Origin of the sequence: Halorussus halophilus (assembly GCF_008831545.1) — an archaeon.
In the GTDB taxonomy this organism is placed as follows: Archaea; Halobacteriota; Halobacteria; order Halobacteriales; family Haladaptataceae; genus Halorussus; species Halorussus halophilus.
The window spans coordinates 1,630,381-1,656,314 of the sequence record NZ_CP044523.1; the positions used below are offsets into that span (position 1 = coordinate 1,630,381).

Sequence of the window (25,934 nt, forward strand, 5' to 3'; positions counted from 1 at the left end):
AATTAGAGACGTTCTCCCACGTGGTCGGCCGCCTTCAACGCGAGTGCGGCGATTGTCAGGGTCGGATTGAGTGCGCCGCTTGTGACGAAGACGCTACTCGACGCGACGGAGAGGTTTCGCAGGTCGTGGGTTCGCAGTTGGGGGTTGACCACGCTCTCCTCCGGGTTCGTTCCCATTCGGGTCGTCCCCATATGATGGAATGCGGGACCCGTCTTTTCCGGGCCGACCGTCCACGACACGTCCACGCCCAATTCGTCCAGAATCGCGCGCTGAATCTCGTTGGCGCGCCGCAGACTCGCCTTCGTTCGGTCGTCCACGTGCCACTCGATTTTAGGGACAGGGTTCCCGTGGTCGTCGGTCGTGTCGGGGTCGAGCGCGACGCGATTCTCCTTGCGAGGTCGCTGGCCGACCAATCCACCCATCGCAATCGAGTTTCCGTAGCCCTCTCTGAGCGTCTCCAGCAAGTCGTCACCGAACTCCTCGCCGGAGAGCGCCATCTCGACGGGAGACGGTCCCGCGTAGTTCAGAAATTCGAGCTTGATGGAATCGGGTTCTGGACCGTCGCCCGACCACGCCGGGATTTCGCCTTCGGTGCCCGTCGCGCCCTCCGTGGGTTCGTCGTAGAACTGGTGGCACTCGCTGGTGATGAACCCGACGTGGTTCTGGCGGGTCTGCTGGTCGAGCGTGCCGCCCATGCCGCCGAACAGGTGGTCCATGAAGTACCGGCCGACCGCGCCCGAGGAGTTTGCGAGTCCGTCGGGATAGGCTTCAGATTTCGATAGGAGAAGCAATCGTGGAATCTCGACGCCGCCCGCCGCCAGCACGAACTCGCGAGCCTCCTGTCGATGCTCCTCGCCGTCGGGTGTCGCGTACACTGCCGCTTCGACGCGCTCGCCCGCGTCGTCGTGTTCGAGTCGCTGAACTGGCGCTTGGTCGATGACACGCGCACCCTCGTTCTCGGCCTTTTCGACGTGGACCTTGCCGGTGTACTTCGCGCCGGAGGGACAGACTGGTTTACAGGTCCCGTATCCCACGCAGGCGCTCCGGTCGTCGTAATTCTCGGAGTTGCGCGCGTTCGGCACCGAGTGCATGGTCACACCGAGTCGCTCGCAGGCCTCGGCGAACAGCGAGTCGCTGTGGGAGGGGTCGAACGCGGGCAGGGGATGTGGTTGCTCGCGCGGAGGAGCGAAGGGGTTGTCCGTCGCGCCAGCGACGCCTAGTGCTTGCTCGGCCTCGGCGTAGTAGGGACGAAGGTCCGAATACTCGATTGGCCACTGCTCGAAGTCCGACTCGTGCAGGCGCATCACCATCCCCTGCCAGTGGAGCGTTGTGCCACCGACGCCCTTCACGCGGGCGGCGTTGAGCGGGTAGAACCACTCTCCCGAAGAAGTGAACTGGTCGCGCTCGCCCCTCATCTCCCAGACTGACAGCGGTCCGTGCGCGGGGCGAATCGACTGCTCCATCCGGCGTTTTCGGTCTTCGAAGTCGAACCGCTCACCTGCTTCGAGGACGACCACCTTCTTCCCGCGCTGCGCGAGTCGATGGGCGACCAACGCGCCCGCCGGGCCTGCGCCGACGACGCAGACGTCGGCGCGCTCCGAAGGTTTTCGCTGATCCGTCATCCTCGTGGGCCTCGCTGGTGACTCATTTCTGTGGTCCCCGCTGGTAACTGCTCGTCCCGCCGGGGTGGCCCTGCGGGTTCTCGATGCCGACGAGTTTCCCGCCGGTGGGCGAGGTGTAGAGCGCGTACAATAGTTCGTTGACGACGTAGTAGCGAACGCGGTTGAGATCGTCGCCCGCTGGGTCGGGGTCGGCCGTATCGACGCCCATCTCGTCCAAGACCGACGCGCGGGTGTCGGCGCTCAGGTTTCGGAAATCCGAGTCGTGCCACGTCTGCGCGTACTCGTCCAGCGTGTCGAGCGCTGCGACGATGCCGTCGCGGTACGTCTCCCGGTCTTCCACGCGGCCGAGTGCGTAGGTTCTGACGAACTCCTCGACCCCCGAGACCTCGGATGGATAGACTACCTCGGCGACCGAGAGCATCGTTTCGAGACGGTCTTCCGGTTCTTCGTCGTCGGCGAACGGATTGCCCTCCAGCACCGCCACGCCGCCGACAGTCGCCCCTGCGGCAGCGAGCGCGGCCAGTGCATCCCGACGAGTCAGTTCCATTTCGGACGGGGTTAGGTGAACCTAAAACTTAGGGGTTGCCATGTCGTTGTCGTGGTCACTGCCGAACGTGTCACTCGTCACGCCGCCGAACCATCCGGAAAGGTAGAAAAAATAACTTCTTAGCCCCGGTATGTCAGGGTCTTTTACCAGAGATTTATCAGTTCGTTCGTGTCACGTACGTGTGGAGGAATTCGCCTCGGTGGCACCATGAACGAGAATCCGACGGATTCAGGGAGAGAAACCTACAACGGCGGACGTTCGCTCTCGACCGACCAGTTGCTCACGACGATAGCCGACCACGACCGGCGCACGATACTCGCAGAGTTGCGCCGGCACAGAAGTCGGACGCTCGACCAACTGGTCGATGCGGTCGCTGCCACTCGGGAGACCGACGGTGCATCGGACTCCCGTGAACGACGTGAAATCCAGACAGTGTTGTTGCACGTCCACCTCCCGAAACTCGCCGACAGTGGACTCGTATCCTACGACAGCAGCGACGGCGTCGCCCGAATCGAATCCGCCCCCGAGGCGTTCGACGAGTGGTTAGACATCGCGCTCCGAGCGAACGGTCACGGCTACGCGACGGCGACCGCGGACCCTGACCAAACGTCGTTGTGCGTACTGTACGTAGACGACGACACCGAGTTCGGGGAGCGGTTCGCCGAACGTCTCGAAGCAGAAGACGACCACGTGAACGTCCGCACAGAGTCGGACCCTGACGCCGTTCTCTCCCGACTCGCCGAGGGACGAATCGACTGTGTCGTGAGCGAGTATCGCTTCCCCGAAACGGATGGATTGGCCCTCCTGAAGCGGGTCAGGGAGACGTTCTCCCGGGTTCCGTTTGTCCTCTTCACCGACGAGGGGAGCGAACGCCTCGCCAGCGAGGCGTTCGCCGCGGGCGCGACGGGATATCTCGGAAGAGACACGACCGAGTACAGCACGCTGGTAGACAGGGTTCGGGACGCCGTGGCCGCCTCCCGCGACGGCCGGACGTATCGCGCCATCTTCGAGCAGGCGAGCGACGGCATTCTCGTCCTCGACCCCGAGACGGCCGAGATTCGAGAGACGAACCGACGCGTTCGGGAACTACTCGAATACGACCGCGGGCCGTTGCACGGCCGAACGCTCGACAGTCTCTGTACGGAGGAAGTTCCGTACTCCCCTGCGGACGTCATCGCCGAGTCCGACGCTGGCGGCGAAGACGAGACGCACGTCCCGGAACTGTTCGAGTGTCTGGTCGAAACCGGGACGGGTGACCCCCTGTGGGTCGAACTGAGCGTGGCACACGCGGAACTCGACGGGCAAGACCGCGTCCTCGCGTTTCTCAGGGACACCTCCGCGCGCAGAGCGCGCGAGCGAGGCCTCTACGAGCAACAGGAGCGGTTCCGTCTCTTGGTCGAGGAAGTAGAAGACTACGGCATTTTCATGCTCGACCCGGACGGGCACGTCGTCAGTTGGAACGAAGGAGCCGAGCGGATGAACGGCTTCACCGAAGACGAAATTCTCGGCGAACACTTCTCTCTCTTCTACACCGAGGAAGACACCGACCACCGACCGGACGAACTGCTTCGACAGGCCGAAGAGAACGGCCGCGTCGAAGACGAAGGGTGGCGCGTTCGAAAAGACGGAGAGAAATTCTGGGTGAACGCCGTCATCACCGCACTCACGGACGACGGTGGGGACCTGCGCGGATTCGTCAAGGTGACCCGAGACATCACCGAGCGCAAAGAGCGAGAACGCCGCTTCGACGCGATATTCAACCAGACGTACCAGTTCACCGGGTTGATGGAACCGGACGGAACGTTGATAGAAGCAAACCAGACCGCGCTGGAGTTCGGCGGTCTGGACCGCGACGACGTGGTCGGCAAGCCTATCTGGGAGACGCGCTGGTGGTCGATTTCCGAGGACGCTCGGGACAGAGTCAGAGAAGCCGTCGCGGAGGCCGCGTCGGGCGAGTTCGTCCGCTACGAGGAGGAGGTCCTCGGTGCCGACGAGGACGAAGTCGTGACGATAGACTTCTCGATAAAACCGGTCACCGACGACGACGGCGACGTGGTGTTGCTCATCCCCGAGGGCCGGGACATCACCGAGCGCAAACGCTCCGAGGAGAAGTTGCGAGAGAACGAGCGGATGTTCTCGACGTTGCTTTCCAACCTCCCCGGCATGGCGTACCGTTGTGAGAACGACCCCGAGTGGCCGATGGAGTTCGTCAGCGACGGTTGCCGAGAACTGACGGGGTACGACCCCGACGAACTGGAGTCCGGCGAGGTGTCGTGGGGGGAAGACGTGGTCCATCCGGACGACAAGCGGAGTGGGTGGAACACCGTGCAGGCGGCCGTCGAACACCGCGAACCGTTCACGCTCACGTACCGCATCCGGACCCGGGACGGCGAGGACCGCTGGATATGGGAACAGGGTCGCGGCGTCTTCGGCGACGACGAACTGGAGGCGCTCGAAGGGTTCATCACGGACGTGACGGAGCGCAAACGTCGCGAAGAGCAACTGGCGGCACTGAACGAGGTCTCCCAGCGGTTGAGCGACGCCGAGACCGAAGACGAAGTGAGCGACGTTACCGTCGAGGCGGCCTGCGAGACGCTGGAGTTGTCGATTGCAGTCGTGAAGCTGTACGACGACAGCAGTGGCCGCCTTCGACTTTCGACGGCGACTTCCGAGGCCGAAGTGCTACGCGACGACGACTCGCTCTTTCCGACCGACTGGGACGCGACGTGGGAAGCGTTCTTGGAGAACGAACCGGTCGTCTACCGCGACTTGCACGCCCAAACCGACGCCTCGGAAGTGGAAACGTCGCTCCGGAGCGTCGTCGTCCTGCCGCTCGGAAAGTACGGCGTGTTCGTCACCGGTTCGACCACCGCCGACGCGTTCAGCGACGCCGACATCGACCTGACCCAGACGTTGGCGGCGAACGTCCGTGCGGCCCTCGACAGGGTAGACCGGGAACGAACGCTCCGCGAGCGGTCGGAGGTCTTGGCGGAGAAGAACGAGACCTTGGAGCGGATGAATCGCACGAACGAAGTCGTCCGCGAACTCACGCAGACGCTCACCCGCGCCACCTCGCGCGAGGAGATAGAGCAAGCAGTCTGTGATATCTTGACGGACTCCGACACGTACCGGTTCGCGTGGGTCGGCGACATCGATTCGGTCACCGGGGAGATAGTTTCGAGCGCCTGGGCAGGCGTCGAAGATGGCTATCTCGACAACGTCGTCGTGACGAAAGACGAGGACGACCCCTCCGGACAGGGACCAACCGGTGAGGCAGTTCGGACCAGAGAGGTGCAGGTCGTCGAAGACATCCACACCGACCCGCCGTACGACCCGTGGCGGAAGGAGGCTATCGCTCGGGGCTACCGGTCGAGCATCGCGGTGCCACTCGTCTACCGGGACACGCTGTACGGTGTGTTGAACCTCTACGCCGGAGAGCCAGACGCTCTCACCGGCACGGAGCGGGAAGTACTGACCGAACTCGGCGAGACTGTCGGCTACGCGTTCAACGCAATCGAGAACAAGAAGGCACTCGCCAGCGACCGAGTCGCGGAACTGGAGTTTTGCATCCGCGACCCCCGACTGGCGCTCGTCCAGTACGTGGACGAGACCGGGAGAACGGTCAGCGTCGAGAACGTGCTTCGCGGCGAGGACGAGATTCGCGTCTTCTTCACGGTCAGCGGTGCCCCGCCGGAAGTGACGGGAGACTACGCCAAGCAGTCGCCGACACTCAGCGAAATCAAGCACATTTCCGGCGACGAAGAGGAGAGTCTGTTCGAGTGTACTGTCACCGACGAGAGTCTCGTCGCCACGCTACTTGACCACGGGGCTATCCCGCGACAACTGACCGCCGAGTCGGGTGAAGTGACAGTCGTCGTCGATTTCCCGGAGACGGGCGACGTGCGGTCGTTCGTGGAGATGGTCGAGTCGAAGTACGACGACGCGGAACTGGTCGCCAGACGAGAACGCGACCAGTCGGTGCAGACCGACCAGCAGTTCCGCGAGACGCTCGAAGACAGACTCACGAACCGACAGTTGGAGATACTTCGGGCAGCGTACTACGGTGGGTTCTTCGAGTGGCCCCGCGAGAGTACCGGCCAAGAGATAGCCGAGTCCCTAGACGTCTCCCAACCGACGTTCAACCGCCATCTCCGACTGGTCGAGCGAGAGCTGTTTTCCTTGCTTCTGGACGACTGAGCGGACGAATCTAAATGTATAACCTCCTGCTCGAAGTGACACTACGTATGTAGTGGCTACCCCTTTGTTCGTGTAGCCCCAAGGTACCGGTAATGGACGAGAACAGACGAGTAAAGAAATCAATCGAGCGGAACGTCGAAGACGGTCGGTTGAACGAGACCGTCGTTACCGTGGTTCGGGCAGTCGCCGACGCGAAGGGCATCGACGAGCGGGAACTGACTACCGGGCTGTACGACGTGGTGAACCCAGAGGCACTGGAGCGACTGTTCGAAGACAAGGGCAACGGGATGCCGCGACGGGGCGGCCGCGTCGTCTTCATGATGGAAGGGTGTGAGGTCGTGGTTCACAGCTACGGTAAAGTCGTCGTGACGCCCCGGGCCACAGAGAGTGCCACGGAAACGACAGCACAGTCCACCGAATCGGAGTAGCTAGCAATGAAGTACAAACCACCGACAAAGTTCGCCGAGGAACCGCGAGACACCTACACCGAGTACACCGTCGGGTCCCGCGTGGTGGCGATGATAGAAGACACCGAAAACGAACACGCGTGGATTCAATCGACGGAGACGTGTCAGGTGCGGCGATAACGCTGACGTGGTGAATCCGGCATCCTCCGGTGCTGACGGCTCTCTGCAGTTCTCCCCTTCCCACGGCCGGCGACTATTTGCATCGCAAAATGGTGAGGCGGCCCGTTCGGTTCCTGCGTTCACTCAGTAGAGCCAACCGTGGTCTCGAACGTAGCTCTGGACTGGCCGCTGAGTCGGAGACGTGACGCCGGTGTCGGCCGCAGGTGGCGACGTTTCTAACGCGGGTGGCGACGTTTCCAGAGCGTCCGCCGAGGCGTCTCGGTCGTTCACATCTATTGGTGGACTCGTCGCGGGAGCGAGGTCCGGAGGACTAGTGTGGTATCCGTTCGTCGCTTCCGGTGCGTCGTAGGTCGCCGCGCTACCACCGACGAGCAGTGCGAGGACGATCATTACCGCGATTCCAACTGTTTCGATTTGCATGGTAAGTCGTTCGGCAGGTGAGCCGAATATTGTTATGTGTTGTCTAATAGCATATAAAATTTTCTCGTGATGAATGGTCATCGCTCTCTTCGGTGAAACTCTCCGGGACCTGCCGCCAACCTTTACGTCCCGAACCGTCGTATTTCGGGTTGCATCATGAAACTCACCTGGTACGGTCACTCCACGTGGCACGTCGAAGTAGAGGGAACGGAACTGCTCATCGACCCGTTCTTCGACAACCCCAAAACTGACACCGACCCGGAGGAACTCGACCCAGACTACCTCCTGCTCACACACGGCCACGCCGACCACATCGGCGACGTGGACCGCTACGAGGGGACGAAACTCGTCGCCTCCCCGGAAGTCGTCTCGTACTGCCGGGACGAGTTCGGCGACTACGAAGCCGTTGGCGGGATGGGGATGAACATCGGCGGCACCGTCGAAGTCGGCGACGCCTACGTGACGATGGTTCGGGCGGACCACACGAACGGTCTGGACACGTCCTACGGCGCGACTGGCGGGATGCCTGCTGGCTTCGTCGTCAGCGACACCAAGCCGACGCAGGTCTCCGACGAAGAGAGCCAGTCGTTCTACCACATGGGCGACACCGCGCTCCACACGGAGATGCGCGAAGTCGTCGGCCCGTACCTCGAACCGGACGCTGTGGCGGCACCTATCGGCGACCACTTCACCATGGGACCGTGGCAGGCCGCCGTCGCGGTCGATTGGGTTGACGCCGACTACGCGTTCCCACAGCACTACGACACCTTCCCACCAATCGAGCAGGACCCCGAGGACTTCCGGAAAGAGGTCAAGGCCGCTGGCAGCGACGCCGAAGTGAAAATTCTTTCCGGCGACGAGACGTTCGACCTCGCGGACGCGATAGGCTACTGACGACCGCTGGTCTTGCTACCAATCCTCACGATTTTTCGCCGTTCTCTGCCTGATGAGCAATACTTAGGGGCGTGGCGCAACTGTATCGAGACGTATGCCAGAAGTCACTACTACGTCCGACGAGGGATTCAGTGCCGAGAACCAGATTCGGGACTTCAACATCGACATCGACGCGACGGGCGAGGACGCCCCGGACACGCTCGAAGTCCTGCTGGCGACCTACGGGTCGTGTTACGTTCCGGCCCTCCGCGTCGGCGCGGAACAGCGTGACGTCGGCGACCTCGGCAAGATCGAAATCGACGTAGACGGCTCGCTCAACGACGACGACAAACTGAAATCGGTCTCGTTCACGGTCAAGACGGCCACGGAGATGACCGACGAGCAGGCCGAGAAAGTGGTTACTCGTGCGAATCAGCTCTGCAAGGTCCACGACGCGCTGAAGGCCGAACTCGAAGCGGACGTGTCGGTCGAGAGCGGCTCTCTGTAGATAGAGTTAGTCGGGTAGATTCGTACTTTCTTTTGTGGCGTCGATTTGGTGATGGCGAATGTGGAGATTGAAAAGTAGTCTACAGTACTGATTCTGTAGCCGCGAACAGGCTAGCTATTCCCGATACAAAGCCGTGCAAAGACCGCACTGCACCGTCACGGCACCGCGACCGCGCGCGCCAAGTTATCAGTGAAAATTCGAGAAATTACTTTTGGGTCACGGCGCGCGCTGGCGCTACCCTCGTGGTCACGCCGGCCGTCGCACGAAGGATGAATGATGTGACCGGAGGGAACGGAGCGAATCGGTCGGGGAGGGATGTGGTCCTCGCACTGCTGTGCGGTCACCTAACGGAGTCAGCAGATGCGAGAAATCTGGCCGTTTGACGGCCAGATCTCTCTGCATCCATTTTTTGGTCCAGATTTTTCGAGGAGTGGTTCCGAGCGCCTACGGCGCGAAGGAACCCGACGAGAAAAAAGGTGGTTGGAAAACCTCATACCCTTCCCAGTTAAACAATCCACGCATGAGCAGAGCGTGGCAAGACATGATAGTCGGTGACCGGATGGCAGTCGATAAGGAGTTCGCCCAGCGAGTGACTGACTCGCAGTTCTCCCGGCAGGAGTGGGGCCTCGTCATGACGGCCGTCGAGTTCGAAATCGAGAACCCCGAGGACGACGAGCAGGCGCGACTCGTTGCCGACACGTCGAAAATCGAGCAGGTGCTTCCGGAGATGGAGAACATCCGTTCCCAGATGGGTGCGATGGGCGGCGGTGCAGGCGGTGGCGGCAAGTCCAAGAGCGGTGGCGGCGTCTTCGACTCGATGAAGAACGCCCTCGGTCTCGGCGGCGGAAGCGACGGCGTAGACGACGAGGAACTCCAAAAAGCAGAGCGGCTCGCACAGGAGTACGCCGACGAACTGCAGGACCGACTCGAAGCGCAGGGCAAGTGGGACCGTATTCGAGACGCCGCGAGCGAAGCATGAACGGGCAAGCGACGACCAACGAACGAGCGACGACCGAATAATGAGCAGGTTCGCACCCGGCGGAGTGGATTACGCCGCCGTCTGTTTCGCGCTGTCGGTTCCGGCACTCTTACTGTCGCCGTTCGCCACCCTCGGCGCGCTCGCGCTCGGTCTCTTCGCGCTCCACTTCCATCGGGACCCCGACCGCTCGCCCCCAGAAGATGGGGTCCTCGCACCTGCCGATGGCAAGGTCTCGGTGATTCGGGAGGAAGGCGACCGGGTTCGCGTCGGCGTGTTCATGAACGTCACCGACGTGCACGTCAATCGCGCGCCGCTGGGCGGGCGGGTCGAAGCAGTCGAACACGAACCCGGCAAGCACCGGCCCGCGTTCTCGAAGGAGTCGGACAACAACGAGAAGTTGCACATCGAATTCCCGGACCACACAGTCACGCTCATCGCGGGCGCGTTCGCCCGCCGCATCCACCCCTACGTCGAAGCGGGCGACGAACTGGCGCGGGGCGAGCGCCTCGGTCACATCTCGTTCGGCAGTCGCGCCGACGTGCTACTCTCGGAGTCGGCCAACCTCGACGACCTCCGAGTTGAGCGCGGCGACCGGGTTCGTGCTGGCGAGACGCGACTGACCTGACGGTCTAAATCTCGTCGCCGCCGTGGAACAGCGTCAGTTCCTCGGCCTCGTAGATGTTGATGAGTTCGGTGATGAGCTCGTCGTACGACTCGTCTTCGGTTCGAAGGCTATCCAGACGGTCGATGGTCTCGTCGTCCACGTGGATTTTGGGCATCACGCAGAACTGACGGCAGCGGTCACCTTAAGCGAACTGGGGCATCTGTCGTCGCAGGAGAAATCGCGGCAAGCGGGCGAATCGTAACGACTCGTATCGACACTTCACGCTGGCCTAAGACCTTCACATTCTATGGGCTTAAATTACGAGGGTGCTCCGGGAATTAACCACCCAGCGCTACGGGCCGTAACACTCGGTTACGGCACCGGTAGCGGTTGATTACGGGGGTGTAGGTACTGGATAACAAAGTGGGTGGGATGGCGTGTAACAACCGCTGAGGAGGCAGGCATGACCCAAACCGACAACAAACTCACGACCAGCAGTGACACGATGGCAGAGAACCGATGTCAGAGCTGTGGCTCTTTCGTCACGCGCGACTTCGCCCGCGTCTTCGGGAACAACCGGAACCAAGTCTTCGGCTGTCTGGAGTGTATGACTGCCACAGAGGTCAAGAAGGGTGGCGCACGCGCCGAGACCGTCGATACGACGAACCTCATCGGCGGCCGAGAACCGCTCCGCTGAACGTTCAGGACCACTGAAGAGACGTACCGACACGAGGAGGCACGTACGGGGGACCGTCGTTCTGGCCGGAAACCAGAGCGCGACTGCGGACGACTTCTCTCTGTTACAACCGCTCTAGCACCGCGGCAGTCACGTCGCTGGTCGTCGCCCCGCCGCCGAGGTCGGGCGTGTGCGGACCTGCTTCGAGCGTCGATTCGACCGCCGAGCGAACGCGCTGGCCCGCCTCGTCGTAGTCGAAGTACTCCAACAGCATCGCGGCCGACAGCATCGCCGCGCTCGGGTTGGCGACGCCGTCGCCCGCGATGTCGGGCGCGGTACCGTGGACCGGTTCGAACAGCGCACGCTCGGGGCCAATGTTCGCGCTCGGGAGTAGGCCGAGACCGCCGACCAAGCCCGCCGCCAAGTCCGAGAGCATGTCCCCGGCCAAATTGGGGCAGATGACCACGTCGTAGTCTGCTGGCCGCTGGACGAGGTGCATCGCCAGCGCGTCCATCAGCGCGTCGTCGCTCGGCACGTCGTACTCCGACCCAACTGCTTGAGCAGTCTCCAAGAAGAGACCGTCCGTCTCGCGCATCACGTTCGCCTTGTGAGCGACTGTCACGCTCAAGTCGCGTTCGGCGGCGTATTCGAAGCCGTAACGGGCGATTTCGCGCGACGCGGATTCAGTAACGACCCGTGTAAGCGTGGTTACGCCCGGCGCAATCTCGGCTTCGTGTCCGGCGTAGACGCCCTCGGTGTTCTCCCGGACGAAGACGAGGTCGGTCTCGGGGTTGGGAGCCTCGACGCCGGGGTACGCCCGGACCGGTCGCACGTTGGCGAAGGAGCCGACTATCTGACGCAACGGGAGAATAACGTCGGCCGCCGTCTCGCCCGCCGCGCCGAACAGCGTGGCGTCAGCAGTCGCAGCGAGTTCGCGGGTCTCTTTGGGAAGTGCTGTGCCAGTGTCTTCTTTCACCGCGTCGCCTGCCTCGCCTTCGACGAACTCGAAGTCGGGTTCGACTGCCGCCAGCACTTCGCGCGCGGCGGGAACGACCTCGTTGCCGATGCCGTCGCCCGGAATCACGGCGATAGTCTTCGATTCGGTCATTCTGCGGCCTCCCCGTCGTCCTGCTCGCTATCGACGTACGGCAGGTCGCGCGCGGTCTGCGCGACCGACTCCGAGTTCGACTTGAGTAGGGCCGTCGTGTCCCAGACGCCCTCCACGAGCGCCTTTCGCTGGGCGTCGTCCACTGTCGCGGCGATTTGCTGGTCACCGTACCGAACTGTCTCGTCCGCTACGTCCACTTCTATCTGTGTGTCGGGGTTCGCTTCGACGTACGCTTGCAACGTCTCGATGCTTTCGCTGTCGGCCGTGACGGTCGGAATCCCGAGCGCGAGACAGTTGCCCGCGAAGATTTCGGCGAAGCTCTCGCCGACCACGGCGTCGATGCCCCAGCGTGCGAGCGCCTGCGGGGCGTGTTCCCGGGAGGAGCCACAGCCGAAGTTGGCGTTGACGACCAGCACAGAGGCGTCGTGGTACTGCTCTTCGTTGAAGGGGTGTTCTTTCTGATTGTCTTCCGAATCAAATCGCTGGTCGTAGAACGCGAACTGTCCCAGACCGTCGAAGGTGACGACCTTCATGAACCGCGCCGGGATTATTTGGTCGGTGTCGATGTCGTTGCCCCTGACCGGGATGGCAGTGCCTGCGACTCGCTCGACGGTTTCGATTTCGTCGCTCATGCGGTTTTTACCTCTTTCTCCTCCAGTTCGCGTGCATCCGTGACTTCGCCTTCGATTGCGGCCGCGGCGACCATTCTGGGGTTCATCAGGACGGTCCTGCCGTCCTTGCTCCCCTGTCGGCCGACGAAGTTGCGGTTCGACGAGGAGGCGCACGCTTCGTCGCCCTCCAGTTGGTCGTCGTTCATGCCGAGACACATCGAACAGCCAGCGCCGCGCCAGTCGAAGCCAACCTCCTCGAAGACCTCGTCGAGGCCTTCCTGCTCGGCGGCGCTCTTGACGCGCTGGCTTCCGGGGACGACCATCGCGCGCACGTCGTCGTGGACCTGCTTGCCTGCGACGAGTCGCGCGGCGCGCCGGAGGTCCGGCAGGCGTGCGTTCGTGCAGGACCCCAAGAACGCCACGTCGATTTGGTAGCCCTGCATGGTCTCGCCGGGTTCGACGCGCATGTGTTCTTGCGCTCTGCGGGCAGTCTCTCGGTCGGATTCGGGTAATTCGTCGGGGTCCGGAATCTCTTCGGTGACGCCGACGCCTTGACCGGGCGTGGTGCCCCACGTGACGACCGGTTCGAGCGACGACCCGTCGATGACGACTTCGTCGTCGTACTCGGCATCGGGGTCGGAGGAGATGGACTCCCAGTAGGGTATCAGTCGCTCGAACTTTTGGGGATTGTCTGCGAACTTGTCGGTCGTTTCGAGCCACTCGTAGGTCGTCTCGTCCGGGTTGACGTACCCCGCACGCGCGCCGCCCTCGATAGACATGTTGCAGATGCTCATCCGGCCTTCCATGCCCATGCTCTCGATGGCTTGGCCCGCGTACTCGTAGACGTGGCCGACGCCGCCGTCGGTGCCGAGTCGGCGGATGATTTCGAGAATCACGTCTTTGGCCTCGACACAGTCGCCGAGTTCGCCCGTGACTCGAATCTGACGGACCTTCTGTTTCTCCATCGCCACGGTGCCGGTCGCCAGCACGTCCCGAATCTGGGAGGTGCCGATGCCGAACGCCAAGGCTCCGAAGGCCCCGTGGGTCGCGGTGTGCGAGTCACCGCAGACGATAGTCGTACCGGGCTGAGTCAGACCCTGTTCCGGGCCGATGACGTGGACGATGCCCTGATTCCCGGTGTCGGGGTCCGAAAACTGGATACCCGCCTCGCGGACGTTCTCCTCCAGTTCGGCCATCATCTCCTCGGCCGCGCCGTCGTACGGTCGCTCGCGGTCTTCGGTCGGAACGATGTGGTCTACGGTGGCGTGCGTGTGCTCGGGAAAGGCGACAGCCAAGTCCCGCTCGCGAAGCATCCCGAACGCTTGGGGACTCGTCACTTCGTGGACGAGGTGGAGACCGACGAACAACTGGTCCTGTCCGGTCGGCAGGGTCGTGACCTTGTGTCGGTCCCACACCTTGTCGTACAGGGTTCGTTCGCTCACGTTCGACACCTCCCACTCGTCTTGCTACACCACGCTCTCTGCGCCGTTGCGTCGGAAAATACGTTGCCAGAAACCATGCTTACTCTTCGGTCTCTTCGTCTTCTTCGCCCTCGCCGCCACGCTCGAAGACGCGCTTCGCGCCCTCGCCGTGCGGCGGGGTGTGGTCTACGTCTTTCATTTGGTGCTTCTTCTCGTGGCCCGCATCTCTGCGCCCTCCGTCTGCGGCCACTACTGGCCCGCGTTCGAACGGCCGGTTGATGGCCCCGCGGGCGGTGTACGGATGGTTGTGGCTCACCTCTCCCATCGTGTTCGTGATTGGGTTTCGGTCGCCGGTCGAGTCTCGGTCGGTCGTGATTCGGGTCGCTGGTCGTCGGGTTCTGTTGTCAGTCATCTGCTGTCACTCGTTCTTTCTCGTCGTCGTTCTCGCTCGGTTCAGTCTCTTGTTCCTCTTCGGACCAGGCAAACAGTTCGCGCAGTCGCTCGCCCACGTCCTCTATCTCGTGGTTCTTCTCGGCGATGCGGCGCTGGCGGTAGGACGGCCGTCCCGCCTGATTCTCCGCAATCCATTCGCGGGCGAACTCGCCGTTCTGGACCTGTTCCAGAACCTCCTCCATGTTCTCGCGGGCCGTGTCGTCCACGATTGCCTCGCCGCGGGTCAGACCGCCGTACTCAGCGGTGTCCGAGACGGAGTCCCACATCGCGCCGAGTCCGCCTTCGTACATGAGGTCCACGATGAGTTTCATCTCGTTCATGCACTCGAAGTAGGCCATCTCGGGGCTGTAGCCCGCGTCCACGAGCGTCTCGTAGCCGATTTTGATGAGTTCGGAGATGCCGCCGCAGAGGACGGCCTGCTCGCCGAACAGGTCGGTCTCGGTCTCTTCGCGGAACGTGGTCTCGACCACGCCTGCGCGCGTACAGCCGATTGCTTTCCCGTAGGCCAGTGCTTCCTGCTTCGCTTCGCCTGTCGCGTCCTGATACACCGCGAGGAGACCGGGCGTCCCCTCGCCGTTCTCGTAGTTGCGGCGCACGAGGTGGCCGGGCGACTTCGGCGCAATCATCGTCACGTCCACGTCCTCAGCTGGTTCGATTTGGCCGTAGTGGACGTTGAAGCCGTGGGCGAACTGGAGCGTGTCGCCAGCGTCGAGTTCGCTCCGAACGTCTTCGTACACTGCTGGCTGAACCGTGTCGGGCACCAGCACCGACACGATGTCGGCCTCGCTGGCGGCTTCCTTCGGTGTCGCCACGGCCAGTCCGTCTGCTTCGGCGGCATCGCGCGAAGACGAGCCTTCGCGCAGGCCGACGATTACGTCTACCCCGCTTTCGTCGAGGTTCTGCGCGTGGGCGTGGCCTTGACTGCCGTAGCCGAGGACGGCTACGGTTTTGTTATCGATTTGCGAACTATCTGCGTCGTCGTCGTAGTATACGTCGGTGTCGAATTCGTCGGTCATTGTTCGTGAGTTGTGGAAGTTTGGTCGTCGGTTGCTTCGTCGCTCGACGTCGCGGGCGACTTGTCGTGGCCCGGTTCCTCGCCGGGCGTGGTCGGCGTGTCGCCCCGCGCCAGCGCGGTCTGGCCAGTGCGTGCGATTTCGATGATTCCGAACTGTGCGAAGGCGTCAACTGCGTCGTCTATCTTGTCTTGGTCGCCCGTGATTTGGACCGTGATAGTGCGCGGTCCCGCGTCCAAGGTCTGGCCGTCGTACATCTGCGTGATGGCGTGGACCTTGTCGGGTTCGTCACCCCGCACTTTCAGCAGGACGAGTTCGGCCTGTACCGCGTCGTCGTCGATTTCCCCGACCTGAATCACGGGTTTCAGCTTCGCCAGTTGCTTCTCTACTTGGTCGATGCCGGGGTCGGTCTCCTCGACCACGAGCGTGATGCGCGCGTGGCCTTCGACCGTCGTCGGCCCAACGGTCAGACTCTCGATGTTGAACTGCCGCCGGGAGAACAGCCCGGAGACTCGCGAGAGGACGCCCGGTTCGTGTTCGACCAGCGCGGAGACGACGGCGGTTCGGGAGTCCGGTTCGGCCTCCGCCTCGGGGTCGATGCGGATGCCCTGCGCGTTGCGTCGGCCATCCGGGTGCGGGCGCTCGTCTGGTGCCGGGCCGGGCATTCCCGCGGATGCGGAACTGTCGTCGCTCATAGTTGGTCCTCCGAGAGCGCGAACTTGCCGTTTGCACCGCCGCTGGCGACCATCGGGTAGACGTTTTCGGTGGGGTCGATGTGGAAGTCGATGACCGCCGGGCCGTCGTAGTTCAGTGCCTCCTCGACTGCGTCGGCGACTTCGTCGTAGTCGTCCACGCTGATGCCCAGCGCACCGAACGCCTCGGCGAGTTTGTCGAACTCGGGGCACCACTGGTAGTCGGCGGCCATCTGTCGGCCCTCGAAGAAGGCGTCCTGCCACTGGCGGACCATGCCGATGTACTCGTTGTTCAGCACCGCGACGGTGATGTCCAGATTCTCCCGAACTGCCACGGACAGTTCCTGCATCGTCATCAGGAACGACCCGTCGCCGTCGAAGCAGACGACCTGCTGGTCGTCGTCAGCGGCGAGTCGCGCACCGATCGCGGCGGGAACGCCGTAGCCCATCGTGCCGAGTCCGTGCGAGGAGACCCACGTTCTCGGCTCCGTGTAGGTCCAGAACTGCGCGGCCCACATCTGGTGTTGGCCGACGCCGGTCGTGACGATGGTGTCGTCCTCGGTCGCTTCGTCGAAGGCTTCAACGACGAACTGCGGCTTGAGCGGTTCGTCGTCGGGCGTCTCGTAGGTCAGCGGGTACTCCTCCTGCCACGATTCACACTGCTGTGCCCACTCGCGCGTGTCCGGTGAGCGCGACATTTCGGCGTCCACTTGTTCGATGGCCGTTCCAGCGTCCCCGACGACGGGGTAGTCCGCGTGGACGTTCTTCGAGATTTCGGCGGGGTCGATGTCTACGTGGACGACTTCGGCTTCCGGCGCGAAGGTATCGACGCCACCGGTCAGTCGGTCGTCGAAGCGCGTGCCGATGGCAATCAGGCAGTCGGTGTGCGTAATCGCCATGTTGGCGTAGCCAGTGCCGTGCATCCCGGCCCACGACAGACAGAGGTCGTGGTCCTCTGGGAACGACCCGATTGCGGGCATCGTCGTCGTGACCGGAATCCCGTGTTCGGTGGCGAAGTTTCGGGCCTCTTCGCAGGCCTCGCCCTTGACGACGCCGCCGCCGAACAGCAACAGCGGTTTCTCCGCGCGCTCGATTGCGCGGGCGGCAGATTCGACTTGCTCCGAGTTCGGTTCCTCCCGCACGGAGTACGTCTCCGGCGTCTCTGCGGGACCCGGCTCTCTATCGGTCTCGTCCAGCGTGGTGTCCTTCGGGAGGTCCACCAGCGTCGGTCCGGGTCGGCCAGCGGCGGCCAGCGCGAACGCCTCGCCGACTGTGTCGCCGACCGTCTCGGCGTCGCCAGCGAAGTAGTTGTGCTTCGTAATCGGGGCGGTGACGCCCGTCGTGTCAGTCTCTTGGAACGCGTCGGAGCCGACCATCGCCGAGGGGACTTGTCCGGTCAGCGCGAGCATGGCGTCCGAATCCATGTCGGCGTCCGCGATGCCGGTGACGAGGTTCGTCGCGCCGGGTCCCGAGGTAGCGAGACAGACGCCGGTTTCGCCGGAAACGACGCCGTAGGCGTCGGCGGCGTGGGCCGCGCCCTGCTCGTGGGCCATCGTGACGTGGCTGAGCGCGGAGTCGTACAGCGCGTCGTAGACGGGCATGATTGCGCCGCCTTGGACGCCGAACAGCGTCTTGGCTCCAGCCTGTTCGAGTGCCGTGACGACGGACTCTGCACCAGTTTCCGGCGTTGTTCGGTCTGCGGCTGTGGTCTCTTCTGCGGACTCGGCGGTCGGAGCCTCGGGCGAGTCGGCGTCGTCGGGGTCTGTGACCTCCGGCGGCGCGCGTTCGCTCACGTCCGACTCACCTCCGAGTCTCGCTGGCGATACTGTCTCTCTGGTCGTGCGTGTGTCGATGTGGCGTTCATCGGTCGAGCGCGTCTCTCACTGCTGTTCGAAGTCGATGCGGCAAACCGGCGGGTCGGAAAAGTAGTGTAGTAGGGGCTCAAGCCCCTACAATAATCTCGACGCGCTCGACAGCGACACCGCTCACGACGGATCGAAGTCGTCCAGCGGTGGTTCGCTGTCGCATCGTTACTGAAAGTGTACCGTCCCGCACGATTATAACGGTTACTCGAATGGCAACGCTTGCGATATATCGGAGTGTGGTGGCGTTCCACACGATTTTCGGCTCTAGTGTCTGTACGATTCGCGGCCCGGGTAATCGGGCCGGACGTAATCGGACCCTCCGTGATTGGAGACTGGCGACTCACCTGCCGCTGTCGAGCCACTGCGAATCGAGAGGTAGTCATTACGCTTTGACCTCCGTCTCCGGTTCTCCGTCTGCGTCCTCGTGGGCGACCCCGACCTCTCGGGCGAACCGTTCGAGGTCGGCGGCCGTGACCCGGTTCTTCTCTGCACCGAAGTCCTTCACTCGGCGAGTGACCTCGCGTACTTCCGAATCAGTCGGGGCGAAGTCGCGCTCTTCGAGGCGCTTGCGGACCGAGTGGGTGCCGGTGTGTTTGCCCAGCACGAACTCACGTTCGGCACCGACCATCTCTGGGGTCATACAGCCCGGTTCGAAGGTGTCGCTGTTCTCGATGACACCCGCGGCGTGGATACCGCTCTCGTGGGCGAACGCGTTGTCGCCGACGACCGGCTTGTTCGCCGGGACGGGCACGTCGCTGTACTCCTCGACTGCTTGGGCGAGGTCCGCGATGTACGTCGTGTCGATGTCGGTCTCGACGCCGTAAATCGACTCGACGGCCATGACGACCTCTTCGTAGGCAGCGTTGCCCGCACGCTCGCCGATGCCGTTGACCGAGACCTGCGCTTGGTCGGCCCCGGCCTCGAACCCGGCGATGGCGTTCGCCGACGCCATGCCGAAGTCGTCGTGCGTGTGCACGTCGATTCGCGCGTCGGTGTGGTCTCGAACTGTGGCGACCAACTCGGCGAATCGGCTCGGCGTGGCGACCCCGCAGGTGTCGGGGATGTTTATCCAATCGACGCCCGCCTCGGTGACGGCTTCGACCACCTCTATCAGGTAGTCGGTATCTGTTCTGGTGGCGTCCATCGGTGAAAACATCGCTGTCGCGCCAGACTCGACGACGCGCTCGACGGCCTCGACGGAGCGTTCGACGACTTCCTCGCGCGTGGCGTGCATCGAATCTTCGATTTGCACGTCGCTCGTGGAGGCGAACGTGTGGACCATCTCGACGCCGGAGTCGATGGCTGCTTCGACGTCCTTCTCTACGACGCGTGCCAGTCCACAAGTCGTCGTGGACGTACTCGCGGCGACATCGCTGACGGCTTCGAACTCGGCGTCCGAATTGACCGGGAACCCAGCCTCTATGACGTGGGTGCCCATCTCGTCTAGCGTCGCCGCGATGGCGCGCTTCTCGTCGTATGAGAAGGAAGTGCGCGGTGCTTGCTCGCCGTCGCGCAGGGTCGTGTCGAAGACCCGCGCGGACTCGAACTCAGTAGTAGTTGCGAGCGTTCCCTGGAAGAACTCGACCCGCCCGACTGGTATCGGACGAGGATGTGTCGTGAGACATCGTGTCTCCTTCTGGGCGCGAACTCCTATTTAAGCGTTTTGCTGAGACAGATTCCGCCAACGGTCGGAGTTTGACGAAGATTCGTGGAGGTTCGAAAAACCGCACGACTACAACGGCCTGAAATCGATTGGACGTGATAATACGTCCTTATACAATTGGTACGGTCGTGGCCTGAAGGGTGACGAGGACGATGTTTTTTAATTGCTAATGGCGGGGGAAATCTGTGGCGCGCGCTGGCGTCTTCGTGAACGGAGTGAACGAAGGCTCGTCAGAGCAAACTCTGACGGCGTGACCCTGTGTCACGCCGAACCCGTGCGAGGGGTAAGTAACGGAACGCGGGAAACGCGACCCAAGTGGTCGCGTCTCCCGTAACTGAGTAACGCAATCGGGTGGGGAGGGCTGTGGCTGGTGCGGTTGCTGTGCGGTCTCTCATCGGTTTCGGGAGTAGCTAGCTCCACTGCTATCTCTGCTACTAATGTGTGACCGCTAGCAGAACCATCGTTTCCTCGTAGAAAGTTCCTCGTCGGTTGTTCGCTCGGCTTTCGCTAGTTGAAGTCCAATCGATTCTCGCGTTCCCAAATCCTCCCTCATCTCCCCCAACCCACCCCGGTGGCACAGTAATAAGTGCAGCGAGAGCGTACAAACTGTGGCATGAGCAATCAAGAAGTCACCGACCTCCTGAAGAAGGCGTACGCCGACGAAATCGAGACAGTGATGAACTACCTGACCAACTCCATCGTCCTCGACGGCGTGAGCGCCGAAGAGGTCAAGGAAAGCCTCGAAGCCGACATCCAAGAGGAGTTGGGCCACGCGGAGATGATCGGCAACCGCCTCAAGCAACTGGACGAGCGCCCGCCCGCGTCCTACGACTTCGAGGCGCAGCAGGAAAGTCTCCAACCGCCGGAGGACAGCACGGACGTACTGTCGGTCATCGAGGGCGTCCTGGAAGCGGAAGAGGATGCGATTCAGACCTACCGACAGCTCATCGACGCCGCGGACGGCGACGACCCGGTCACCGAAGACCTCGCGGTCACGATTCTGACCGACGAAGAAGCACACCGCACGGAGTTCCGCGGGTTCAAGCGTGAGTACGAAAACGACTAATTCACGCTGAACCGCCGCTACTTCTCTAAATTTTTAATACAAAAATTTATCATCATTCACCCTGTCGTATGGTACGATATGGCATTACAGCGGGCGAAATTTCGCGGGGAGGACTCCCCCGACCGGTTCCGAGAGGTCCTACACCGTCTCAAGCGAGACGGCTGTAACCTCCTCGTGACGGGTGAAGTATCCCAGAGCGTGACCGCACGGGCCACTCGGACGCTTCTCGGCGCGGCCAACGTGGACCGGAAGCGGGTCCTCACGCTCGCGGACGGCGACCAATCCGTCCACGACCGACTCCCAAAGGGTGTCGCTCCGGACGCGTCGAGCGTGTGGGTCATCGGCCAGCAGGCAGACCACCGAGCGGTCCCGTCTCCCGTCGATGAACCGGCAGACGGCGACGAACCGACGCCCGACGAATATCGAACTCATCTCGCGGGCCTCCGCGAAGAAATCCTCTCGGCTATCGAGTACTTCGAGAAGGATGGACTCGACCCCGCCGAACTTCGACTGTCTGTCGATTCGCTCGACTACTTGGGACACGACCACGACGAGGCGAGTCTCGCGGAGTTCGTTCGGAGCGTTTCCGAGGAAGTGCGCGACGTGCGCGGGATGGCCCACTACCACCTCCGCCACCCGGACGACTCGGAGTTAGTCGAACGGCTGACGCCGGTAGTCGAGGCGCGCATCGAACTCCGGAAGCGCGAGGGCCTGCCGGCAGAGCAACGATGGCACGTCCCGGAGTACGGACAGGCGACCGAGTGGGTACAGCTATGAACTGACCATGGAACCTGAGTTCGCGCCACACCCCGACCGAACCGGCCTACAGATAGCCGACCCCATCGAGAACGCCCGCTTCGCGCTGTTCACGCCCGACGCCGTCGAACCGTCACAGACGGCGACCGAGGAGTTCTACTTCCCAGTCGATTCCGCGGTGAGCGTTCGGACCCCGGAGATAGAGATTCCGAAGTTGGCGAACGTCTTCGTCCGCACGCGGGACGGCGACCTCGTGGCCGACAACGCCGACCACTTCGACCGGTCGTTCGAGTCGGGGTCGTACGTGTTGGAACTGACCACTGCACCGATGAAGTTGTACCTCGCCGTAGAGAGCGGGTTCGACCTCCGACACGCTGAGACTGCGGTCACTATCGCCTTCGACGCCGAGACCGAGGTTCGAATCGGCGCGCGGTCGTTCCACGACAAGCCAGCGGCGACTATCACCACGACACCGGACCCGGAAGGAGCGATGAAAGCCATCTCCTATCTCGGGTCCGCGCTGAAGACGACGAGTCCCGAACGGAGTTTCCCGACACTTCGCGGCCATCCACCGCTGATAGAAGTCGGTGAGGAGTTTTCGGTCCCCGACGGATTAGAACGCCCCGAGACGGGCGTCCGAATCGAGGTTCCGGCGGCGTACGAGTACGTCTATCCGGCGAGTTCGCTTGCGTACTATCTCGGTGCGGAGGTGGTTCCGGGAGAAGAACCACGACTACTCGCCGGTGATGACTTCACGTACCTGCTCGACGGACCGCTCGGATACGAGCAGACGATTGGCCGCGTCCTCAAGCAGACGTTCTTCTTCGACTGTCTCACGCGGACCGAGGGCTACTACGAAGTCGAGTTGCACGAGCGACACGCGGTCGAATCGCTCGTTGACCTCGACTTCGCGGCACTCTACGACGTTCCGCTCGCCGAGCGACTCGAAGCGTACCTCTCGGTCCCGTTCGAGACCATCGAAGAACACGTTCCGGACTGGAACCTGACGACGGACGTGGTCCCGACCGCAGAGAACGCCGAAGTGCTTCCGTTCGTCGCGTCGGACCTCGCGCTCGTTCGGTGTCCGTCCGGCCTGACCGCGGGCGAAGTGTCGCCGACGCCGGAACCCATAGACGAGTTCTTCCGGTCCGCCGAGGACGAGTCCTCCCGGTCGCCAGACGACGAGGAGTTCACCCGGAGCGTCGCCGAAGGGAGCGAGACCGCCACGCCATCGGAAGACGTCTTCAACCCGAACCCCGCCGAGACGGTCGAACACGCGTGGGTCGGCGACGGCATCCCGATAGGTGCGAACAAGACGAGCGTCGAGTCCTATCGGCGACGCGTCGAGCGCACGGTGCCGGAGAAGTCGAACATCGAGATTCACGTCGTCTGCAACGACGAGCGCATGAAAGCCGAAGGTATCGTCGAGGAGTTCTACGGCATGCGGGAACTGCTCAAGTTCGACGTGTGCATCCACTACGACCTGACGACGGCAGCACTCGCGGATTTGCTGGCAACGGAAGCGGACTTCCTGCACTACATTGGCCACGCAGAAGCGGCCGGACTCCGCTGTCCGGACGGCCACCTCGACGTGCGAACTGTCGAGGACGTGAACGTCAAGGCGTTCCTGCTGAACGCCTGTAGCTCCTACGAGCAGGGCCAGGCGTTAGTCGAAGCCGGGAGTTACGGCGGCGTCGTGACGCTCTCGGAAGTCGCCAACAGCGTTGCGACCGAGACTGGCCAGACGCTCGGACGACTGTTGAACTGTGGGTTCTCGCTCAGGTCCGCCTTGTCGATTGTGAAAGACGACGTTGCGGCGGCGTATCAGTACGTGGCGGTGGGCGACGGCGGATTGACACTGTGTCAGAGTGAGAGTGGAACTCCTCTATACGCGGAACTGACGAGGTTGAGTGCAGAACGTTTCAGAATGACGCTCAAATCGTATCCTACCCGGAAGTTTCGGCTAGGGGCGACAAATTCTGTAAACGTCTCGGATTCTGCTAGTTGCTATCTTAGCTCTGGTGTTCTCGACACATTCAAATTAACCCGAGAGGACCTCAAATCGTTCTTGGGTCTCGAACTGATACCGGTCGAGACCGAGGAGGGTCTCTACTGGAGTGACCAGTTACCTGTATCAGCGATCTGATTTATGGGCCAGCATGTGCCGATGCCCCGTTCGCCGCCACGTTCCCTGCTTCCATCAACAGCAAGCAGGCCGAGAACAGGACGCCCATCGCTTTCGGATTCTCACGCAGGTACTCCGCAATCATGTTCTGGTTCATGGTAACGATAGACAGTACACGGTCGTGACAATTTAATCTATCTAATTCGTTTCAATATAAACATTATTAATGTAGCGGCGTGAAAGCAATTCAAGTATTGCGAGAATAACATCTTTTTGCAGACAAGGATTTTTGTCCAGGGAGTGTGAGCGACCCGATATGGGAAGCTTCGACCTCGACCTTCAGACGGTCGAGAAGGAGATAGATCGGGACGAGGAGGGCACTGAGGCGACCAACCGGCGCATTGCGCTCGGCGTCCTCGATGGAACGACCGACCACCGAGAGTGGTTCGACATCGTGGAGAGCGGCGACGTACTGGTCCTCGCGATTCAGGGCGACCTCCCAGAACTCGCGGGCGAACTCGCACCGATGGTCAAAGAACGCGGCGGCAACGTCGTCCACTTCCGAGACTTCCTCATCGTCTCGCCAGCGGACGTGAGCATCGACACGGAGCGACTGAAGTAGTCCCGAGGTTATCGTACAGGCCGGGACGAGTTACTCGTGGCTGCGTCCGGTCAGCACTCCTACCTGAAGGTCACATAGTGACCGTCTGGGTCGCGCACGCGCACGTCATCGCCTCGCTCTTCGACAGCGCACGCTTGCTCGGCCACAGCCTCGGCGGCCGCTGTGGGGTCCTCGGTCTCGAATCCGATATCGACGTGGAGTCCGCCACGAGCGTCGGCGATTCCCAGTTGGGGTTCCCAGAGTTCGAGCGCTACCGGCCCGTCGAGGCGCACACGCGGCCGGTCGTCCCCGCGGTCCACGACCTCGAACCCGAGCGTGCAGTAGAACGACTCCGCACGCGCGAGGTCCTCGACTTCGAGGGCGATTTCGAACACCGACGTGATGTCCCCCTCGCCCGCGCCACAACCACCGATTTCGACGCAGTTGCCGTCCGGGTCGTAGAAGTACAGCGAGCGCGACCCGCCGAAGTCGAACTCGGTCAACTCGAAGTCCTCGTCGAGTCGGTCGTACCACGCGTCGTACTTCGACGGCGGCGTCGCGAGCGCGTAGTGGGTGTGGACGCCACCGCGCGGCACCGACGCCGGTCGTCTGAGCAGTAGGTCTGTCTCTCCGGCCGCGAGAACTACCTCGTCGTCGGTTTCGCCGACGACTGGCAGGTCGAGAGTCGTGGTGTAGAACTCTCGCGCGCGGTCGAGATACTTCGCTTCGAGCGCCAGCCAACGCAACCCCGAGAGCATCGTGTCTACTTCGTGGGCCGTCCGCTTAAATTCTCGCGGGCCACTGGGGATTTTGTAGGCTCGGCCCGTAGTAACTGCTATGCCACTAAAACAGTCCCAACCGGCGACGGAGTTCGAGGAGATAGACCGCTGGGACCACGGCGTCGGTTGGCTAGCCCACCCCGACGAGACGATGCAACGAGCGAGCCACGCGCTCGAAGTAGACGGCAAGGTGTGGGTCGTAGACCCAGTAGACGCGCCGGAACTCGACGACCTGCTGGCGGAGTTCGGGACAGTCGAAGGTGTCGTCGTCCTGCTCAACCGCCACTTCCGCGACGCCGACGAAATCGCTCGTCGCCACGACGTCCCGGTGTACGTCCCCTCGTGGTTCGACCGCGTGCAGGAGATGCGCGCGCCGCTGAAACGCTTCGACGGAACGCTGCCCGAGACCGACTATCGCGTCGTCAAGGTCTTCGACTCGTTCGGGTGGGAAGAGGCCGCACTGTACGACGACGAGTCTGGAACGCTCGTGGTCCCCGAAGCCATCGGCAGTGCCCCGTACTTCACCACCGAAAGCGAACGCTTAGGCGTCCATCCGATGCTCAGACCGATACCACCGAAGGCACTGCGCGGCCTCCGACCGGAGCGCATCGTGGTCGGCCACGGTGCCGGCGTGGCTGATGACGCCGCATCGGTACTCACGGCGACGCTTCGCGGTGCGCGGCGACGAACACCGAAACTATTCGCTCGAAACATTCGGCTGTTCTTAACTGATTGATACACAGTCGAGTCAATTAATTAGCGATAAAT

The 25,934-nt window shown here is 62.5% G+C and carries 27 protein-coding genes; 13 read left to right on the forward strand and 14 right to left on the reverse strand.

Features of this window, described 5'->3' with window-relative positions:
- Positions 1-2 precede the first annotated feature (2 nt).
- Together F7R90_RS08045 and F7R90_RS08050 are read right to left on the reverse strand one after the other, a co-directional pair.
- Entirely contained in the window at positions 3-1,622 is a 1,620-nt protein-coding gene (locus tag F7R90_RS08045; protein ID WP_158056739.1) for a GMC family oxidoreductase, read from the reverse strand.
- A gap of 22 nt (positions 1,623-1,644) precedes the next feature.
- Positions 1,645-2,169, reverse strand: coding sequence for a gluconate 2-dehydrogenase subunit 3 family protein (locus F7R90_RS08050; RefSeq protein ID WP_158056741.1), 525 nt, complete (start codon positions 2,167-2,169; stop codon positions 1,645-1,647).
- A gap of 207 nt (positions 2,170-2,376) precedes the next feature.
- On the opposite strand from F7R90_RS08050, the gene F7R90_RS08055 reads away from it, so the two are divergent.
- The 3 genes from F7R90_RS08055 to F7R90_RS22130 all read left to right on the forward strand — a co-directional run bounded on the left by F7R90_RS08055 (position 2,377) and on the right by F7R90_RS22130 (position 6,953).
- Positions 2,377-6,366 carry a PAS domain S-box protein gene (locus tag F7R90_RS08055; RefSeq protein ID WP_158056743.1) on the forward strand — a complete coding sequence of 1,330 codons (3,990 nt, stop codon included), beginning with the start codon at positions 2,377-2,379 and terminating at the stop codon, positions 6,364-6,366.
- A 92-nt stretch (positions 6,367-6,458) separates the two neighbouring features.
- Positions 6,459-6,794, forward strand: coding sequence for a HalOD1 output domain-containing protein (locus F7R90_RS08060; protein ID WP_158056744.1), 336 nt, complete (start codon positions 6,459-6,461; stop codon positions 6,792-6,794).
- Between the two features lie 6 nt (positions 6,795-6,800).
- The gene (locus F7R90_RS22130; RefSeq protein WP_192498438.1) at positions 6,801-6,953 is read left to right on the forward strand and encodes a hypothetical protein; all 153 of its coding nucleotides are present in this window, start codon (positions 6,801-6,803) and stop codon (positions 6,951-6,953) included.
- 123 nt (positions 6,954-7,076) lie between these two features.
- On the opposite strand, the gene F7R90_RS08065 is transcribed toward F7R90_RS22130, so the two are convergent.
- Positions 7,077-7,373, reverse strand: coding sequence for a hypothetical protein (locus tag F7R90_RS08065; RefSeq protein ID WP_158056747.1), 297 nt, complete (start codon positions 7,371-7,373; stop codon positions 7,077-7,079).
- A gap of 156 nt (positions 7,374-7,529) precedes the next feature.
- Between F7R90_RS08065 and F7R90_RS08070 the strand changes: the two genes are divergently transcribed.
- The 4 genes from F7R90_RS08070 (at position 7,530) to F7R90_RS08085 (ending at position 10,358) form a co-directional block, all read left to right on the forward strand.
- Positions 7,530-8,267 carry a metal-dependent hydrolase gene (locus tag F7R90_RS08070; RefSeq protein ID WP_158056749.1) on the forward strand — a complete coding sequence of 246 codons (738 nt, stop codon included), beginning with the start codon at positions 7,530-7,532 and terminating at the stop codon, positions 8,265-8,267.
- A gap of 94 nt (positions 8,268-8,361) precedes the next feature.
- Complete coding sequence (locus F7R90_RS08075) at positions 8,362-8,754, forward strand: OsmC family protein (protein WP_158056751.1); 393 nt, start codon at positions 8,362-8,364, stop codon at positions 8,752-8,754.
- Positions 8,755-9,274: 520 nt separating this feature from the next.
- The gene (locus F7R90_RS08080) at positions 9,275-9,733 is read left to right on the forward strand and encodes a DUF5799 family protein (protein WP_158056753.1); all 459 of its coding nucleotides are present in this window, start codon (positions 9,275-9,277) and stop codon (positions 9,731-9,733) included.
- Between the two features lie 40 nt (positions 9,734-9,773).
- Positions 9,774-10,358 carry a protein sorting system archaetidylserine decarboxylase gene (locus tag F7R90_RS08085; RefSeq protein WP_158056755.1) on the forward strand — a complete coding sequence of 195 codons (585 nt, stop codon included), beginning with the start codon at positions 9,774-9,776 and terminating at the stop codon, positions 10,356-10,358.
- A gap of 4 nt (positions 10,359-10,362) precedes the next feature.
- Here F7R90_RS08085 and F7R90_RS22135 read toward each other — a convergent pair whose 3' ends face one another.
- Positions 10,363-10,512, reverse strand: a complete 150-nt coding sequence (locus F7R90_RS22135; protein WP_192498439.1) for a DUF7557 family protein — start codon at positions 10,510-10,512, stop codon at positions 10,363-10,365.
- 288 nt (positions 10,513-10,800) lie between these two features.
- Between F7R90_RS22135 and F7R90_RS08090 the strand changes: the two genes are divergently transcribed.
- A complete protein-coding gene (locus F7R90_RS08090) occupies positions 10,801-11,034 on the forward strand; it encodes a DUF7563 family protein (RefSeq protein ID WP_225741293.1) in 234 nt (77 codons plus the stop codon).
- Positions 11,035-11,137: 103 nt separating this feature from the next.
- Here F7R90_RS08090 and F7R90_RS08095 read toward each other — a convergent pair whose 3' ends face one another.
- The 8 genes from F7R90_RS08095 to F7R90_RS08130 all read right to left on the reverse strand — a co-directional run bounded on the left by F7R90_RS08095 (position 11,138) and on the right by F7R90_RS08130 (position 19,830).
- On the reverse strand, positions 11,138-12,121 hold the full coding sequence (locus F7R90_RS08095; RefSeq protein ID WP_158056756.1) for an isocitrate/isopropylmalate dehydrogenase family protein: 984 nt from the start codon (positions 12,119-12,121) through the stop codon (positions 11,138-11,140).
- Positions 12,118-12,753 carry a 3-isopropylmalate dehydratase small subunit gene (gene leuD / locus F7R90_RS08100; protein ID WP_158056758.1) on the reverse strand — a complete coding sequence of 212 codons (636 nt, stop codon included), beginning with the start codon at positions 12,751-12,753 and terminating at the stop codon, positions 12,118-12,120. The genes F7R90_RS08095 and leuD overlap by 4 nt, the downstream gene beginning before the upstream one ends.
- Complete coding sequence (gene leuC, locus F7R90_RS08105) at positions 12,750-14,174, reverse strand: 3-isopropylmalate dehydratase large subunit (protein WP_158056760.1); 1,425 nt, start codon at positions 14,172-14,174, stop codon at positions 12,750-12,752. The genes leuD and leuC overlap by 4 nt, the downstream gene beginning before the upstream one ends.
- Positions 14,175-14,253: 79 nt before the next feature.
- On the reverse strand, positions 14,254-14,565 hold the full coding sequence (locus F7R90_RS08110) for a hypothetical protein (RefSeq protein WP_225741294.1): 312 nt from the start codon (positions 14,563-14,565) through the stop codon (positions 14,254-14,256).
- On the reverse strand, positions 14,558-15,622 hold the full coding sequence (ilvC, locus tag F7R90_RS08115) for a ketol-acid reductoisomerase (RefSeq protein ID WP_158056762.1): 1,065 nt from the start codon (positions 15,620-15,622) through the stop codon (positions 14,558-14,560). Before ilvC ends, F7R90_RS08110 begins: the two co-directional genes overlap by 8 nt.
- Positions 15,619-16,314, reverse strand: a complete 696-nt coding sequence (ilvN, locus tag F7R90_RS08120) for an acetolactate synthase small subunit (RefSeq protein WP_225741295.1) — start codon at positions 16,312-16,314, stop codon at positions 15,619-15,621. The genes ilvC and ilvN overlap by 4 nt, the downstream gene beginning before the upstream one ends.
- On the reverse strand, positions 16,311-18,104 hold the full coding sequence (ilvB, locus tag F7R90_RS08125) for a biosynthetic-type acetolactate synthase large subunit (RefSeq protein WP_158056764.1): 1,794 nt from the start codon (positions 18,102-18,104) through the stop codon (positions 16,311-16,313). Before ilvB ends, ilvN begins: the two co-directional genes overlap by 4 nt.
- Before the next feature lie 454 nt (positions 18,105-18,558).
- Positions 18,559-19,830, reverse strand: a complete 1,272-nt coding sequence (locus F7R90_RS08130; RefSeq protein WP_158056766.1) for a homocitrate synthase/isopropylmalate synthase family protein — start codon at positions 19,828-19,830, stop codon at positions 18,559-18,561.
- A gap of 622 nt (positions 19,831-20,452) precedes the next feature.
- Here F7R90_RS08130 and F7R90_RS08135 point away from each other — a divergent pair.
- The 3 genes from F7R90_RS08135 to F7R90_RS08145 all read left to right on the forward strand — a co-directional run bounded on the left by F7R90_RS08135 (position 20,453) and on the right by F7R90_RS08145 (position 23,807).
- Complete coding sequence (locus F7R90_RS08135; RefSeq protein WP_158056768.1) at positions 20,453-20,905, forward strand: ferritin-like domain-containing protein; 453 nt, start codon at positions 20,453-20,455, stop codon at positions 20,903-20,905.
- Positions 20,906-20,983: 78 nt separating this feature from the next.
- A complete protein-coding gene (locus tag F7R90_RS08140) occupies positions 20,984-21,682 on the forward strand; it encodes a DUF7504 family protein (RefSeq protein ID WP_158056770.1) in 699 nt (232 codons plus the stop codon).
- 7 nt (positions 21,683-21,689) lie between these two features.
- Positions 21,690-23,807, forward strand: a complete 2,118-nt coding sequence (locus F7R90_RS08145) for a hypothetical protein (protein ID WP_158056771.1) — start codon at positions 21,690-21,692, stop codon at positions 23,805-23,807.
- A 1-nt stretch (position 23,808) separates the two neighbouring features.
- Here F7R90_RS08145 and F7R90_RS22705 read toward each other — a convergent pair whose 3' ends face one another.
- On the reverse strand, positions 23,809-23,943 hold the full coding sequence (locus F7R90_RS22705; protein WP_267905112.1) for a DUF7503 family protein: 135 nt from the start codon (positions 23,941-23,943) through the stop codon (positions 23,809-23,811).
- Positions 23,944-24,102: 159 nt separating this feature from the next.
- Between F7R90_RS22705 and F7R90_RS08150 the strand changes: the two genes are divergently transcribed.
- On the forward strand, positions 24,103-24,408 hold the full coding sequence (locus F7R90_RS08150; protein ID WP_158056773.1) for a DUF5779 family protein: 306 nt from the start codon (positions 24,103-24,105) through the stop codon (positions 24,406-24,408).
- A 59-nt stretch (positions 24,409-24,467) separates the two neighbouring features.
- Here the strand turns inward: F7R90_RS08150 and F7R90_RS08155 are convergent, their stop codons facing one another.
- Entirely contained in the window at positions 24,468-25,145 is a 678-nt protein-coding gene (locus tag F7R90_RS08155) for a VOC family protein (protein ID WP_158056775.1), read from the reverse strand.
- Between the two features lie 79 nt (positions 25,146-25,224).
- Here F7R90_RS08155 and F7R90_RS08160 point away from each other — a divergent pair, with 79 nt between their 5' ends.
- Positions 25,225-25,902 (forward strand): MBL fold metallo-hydrolase, encoded by a 678-nt coding sequence (locus F7R90_RS08160; protein ID WP_158056777.1) that lies wholly within the window; start codon positions 25,225-25,227, stop codon positions 25,900-25,902.
- Positions 25,903-25,934 lie beyond the last annotated feature (32 nt).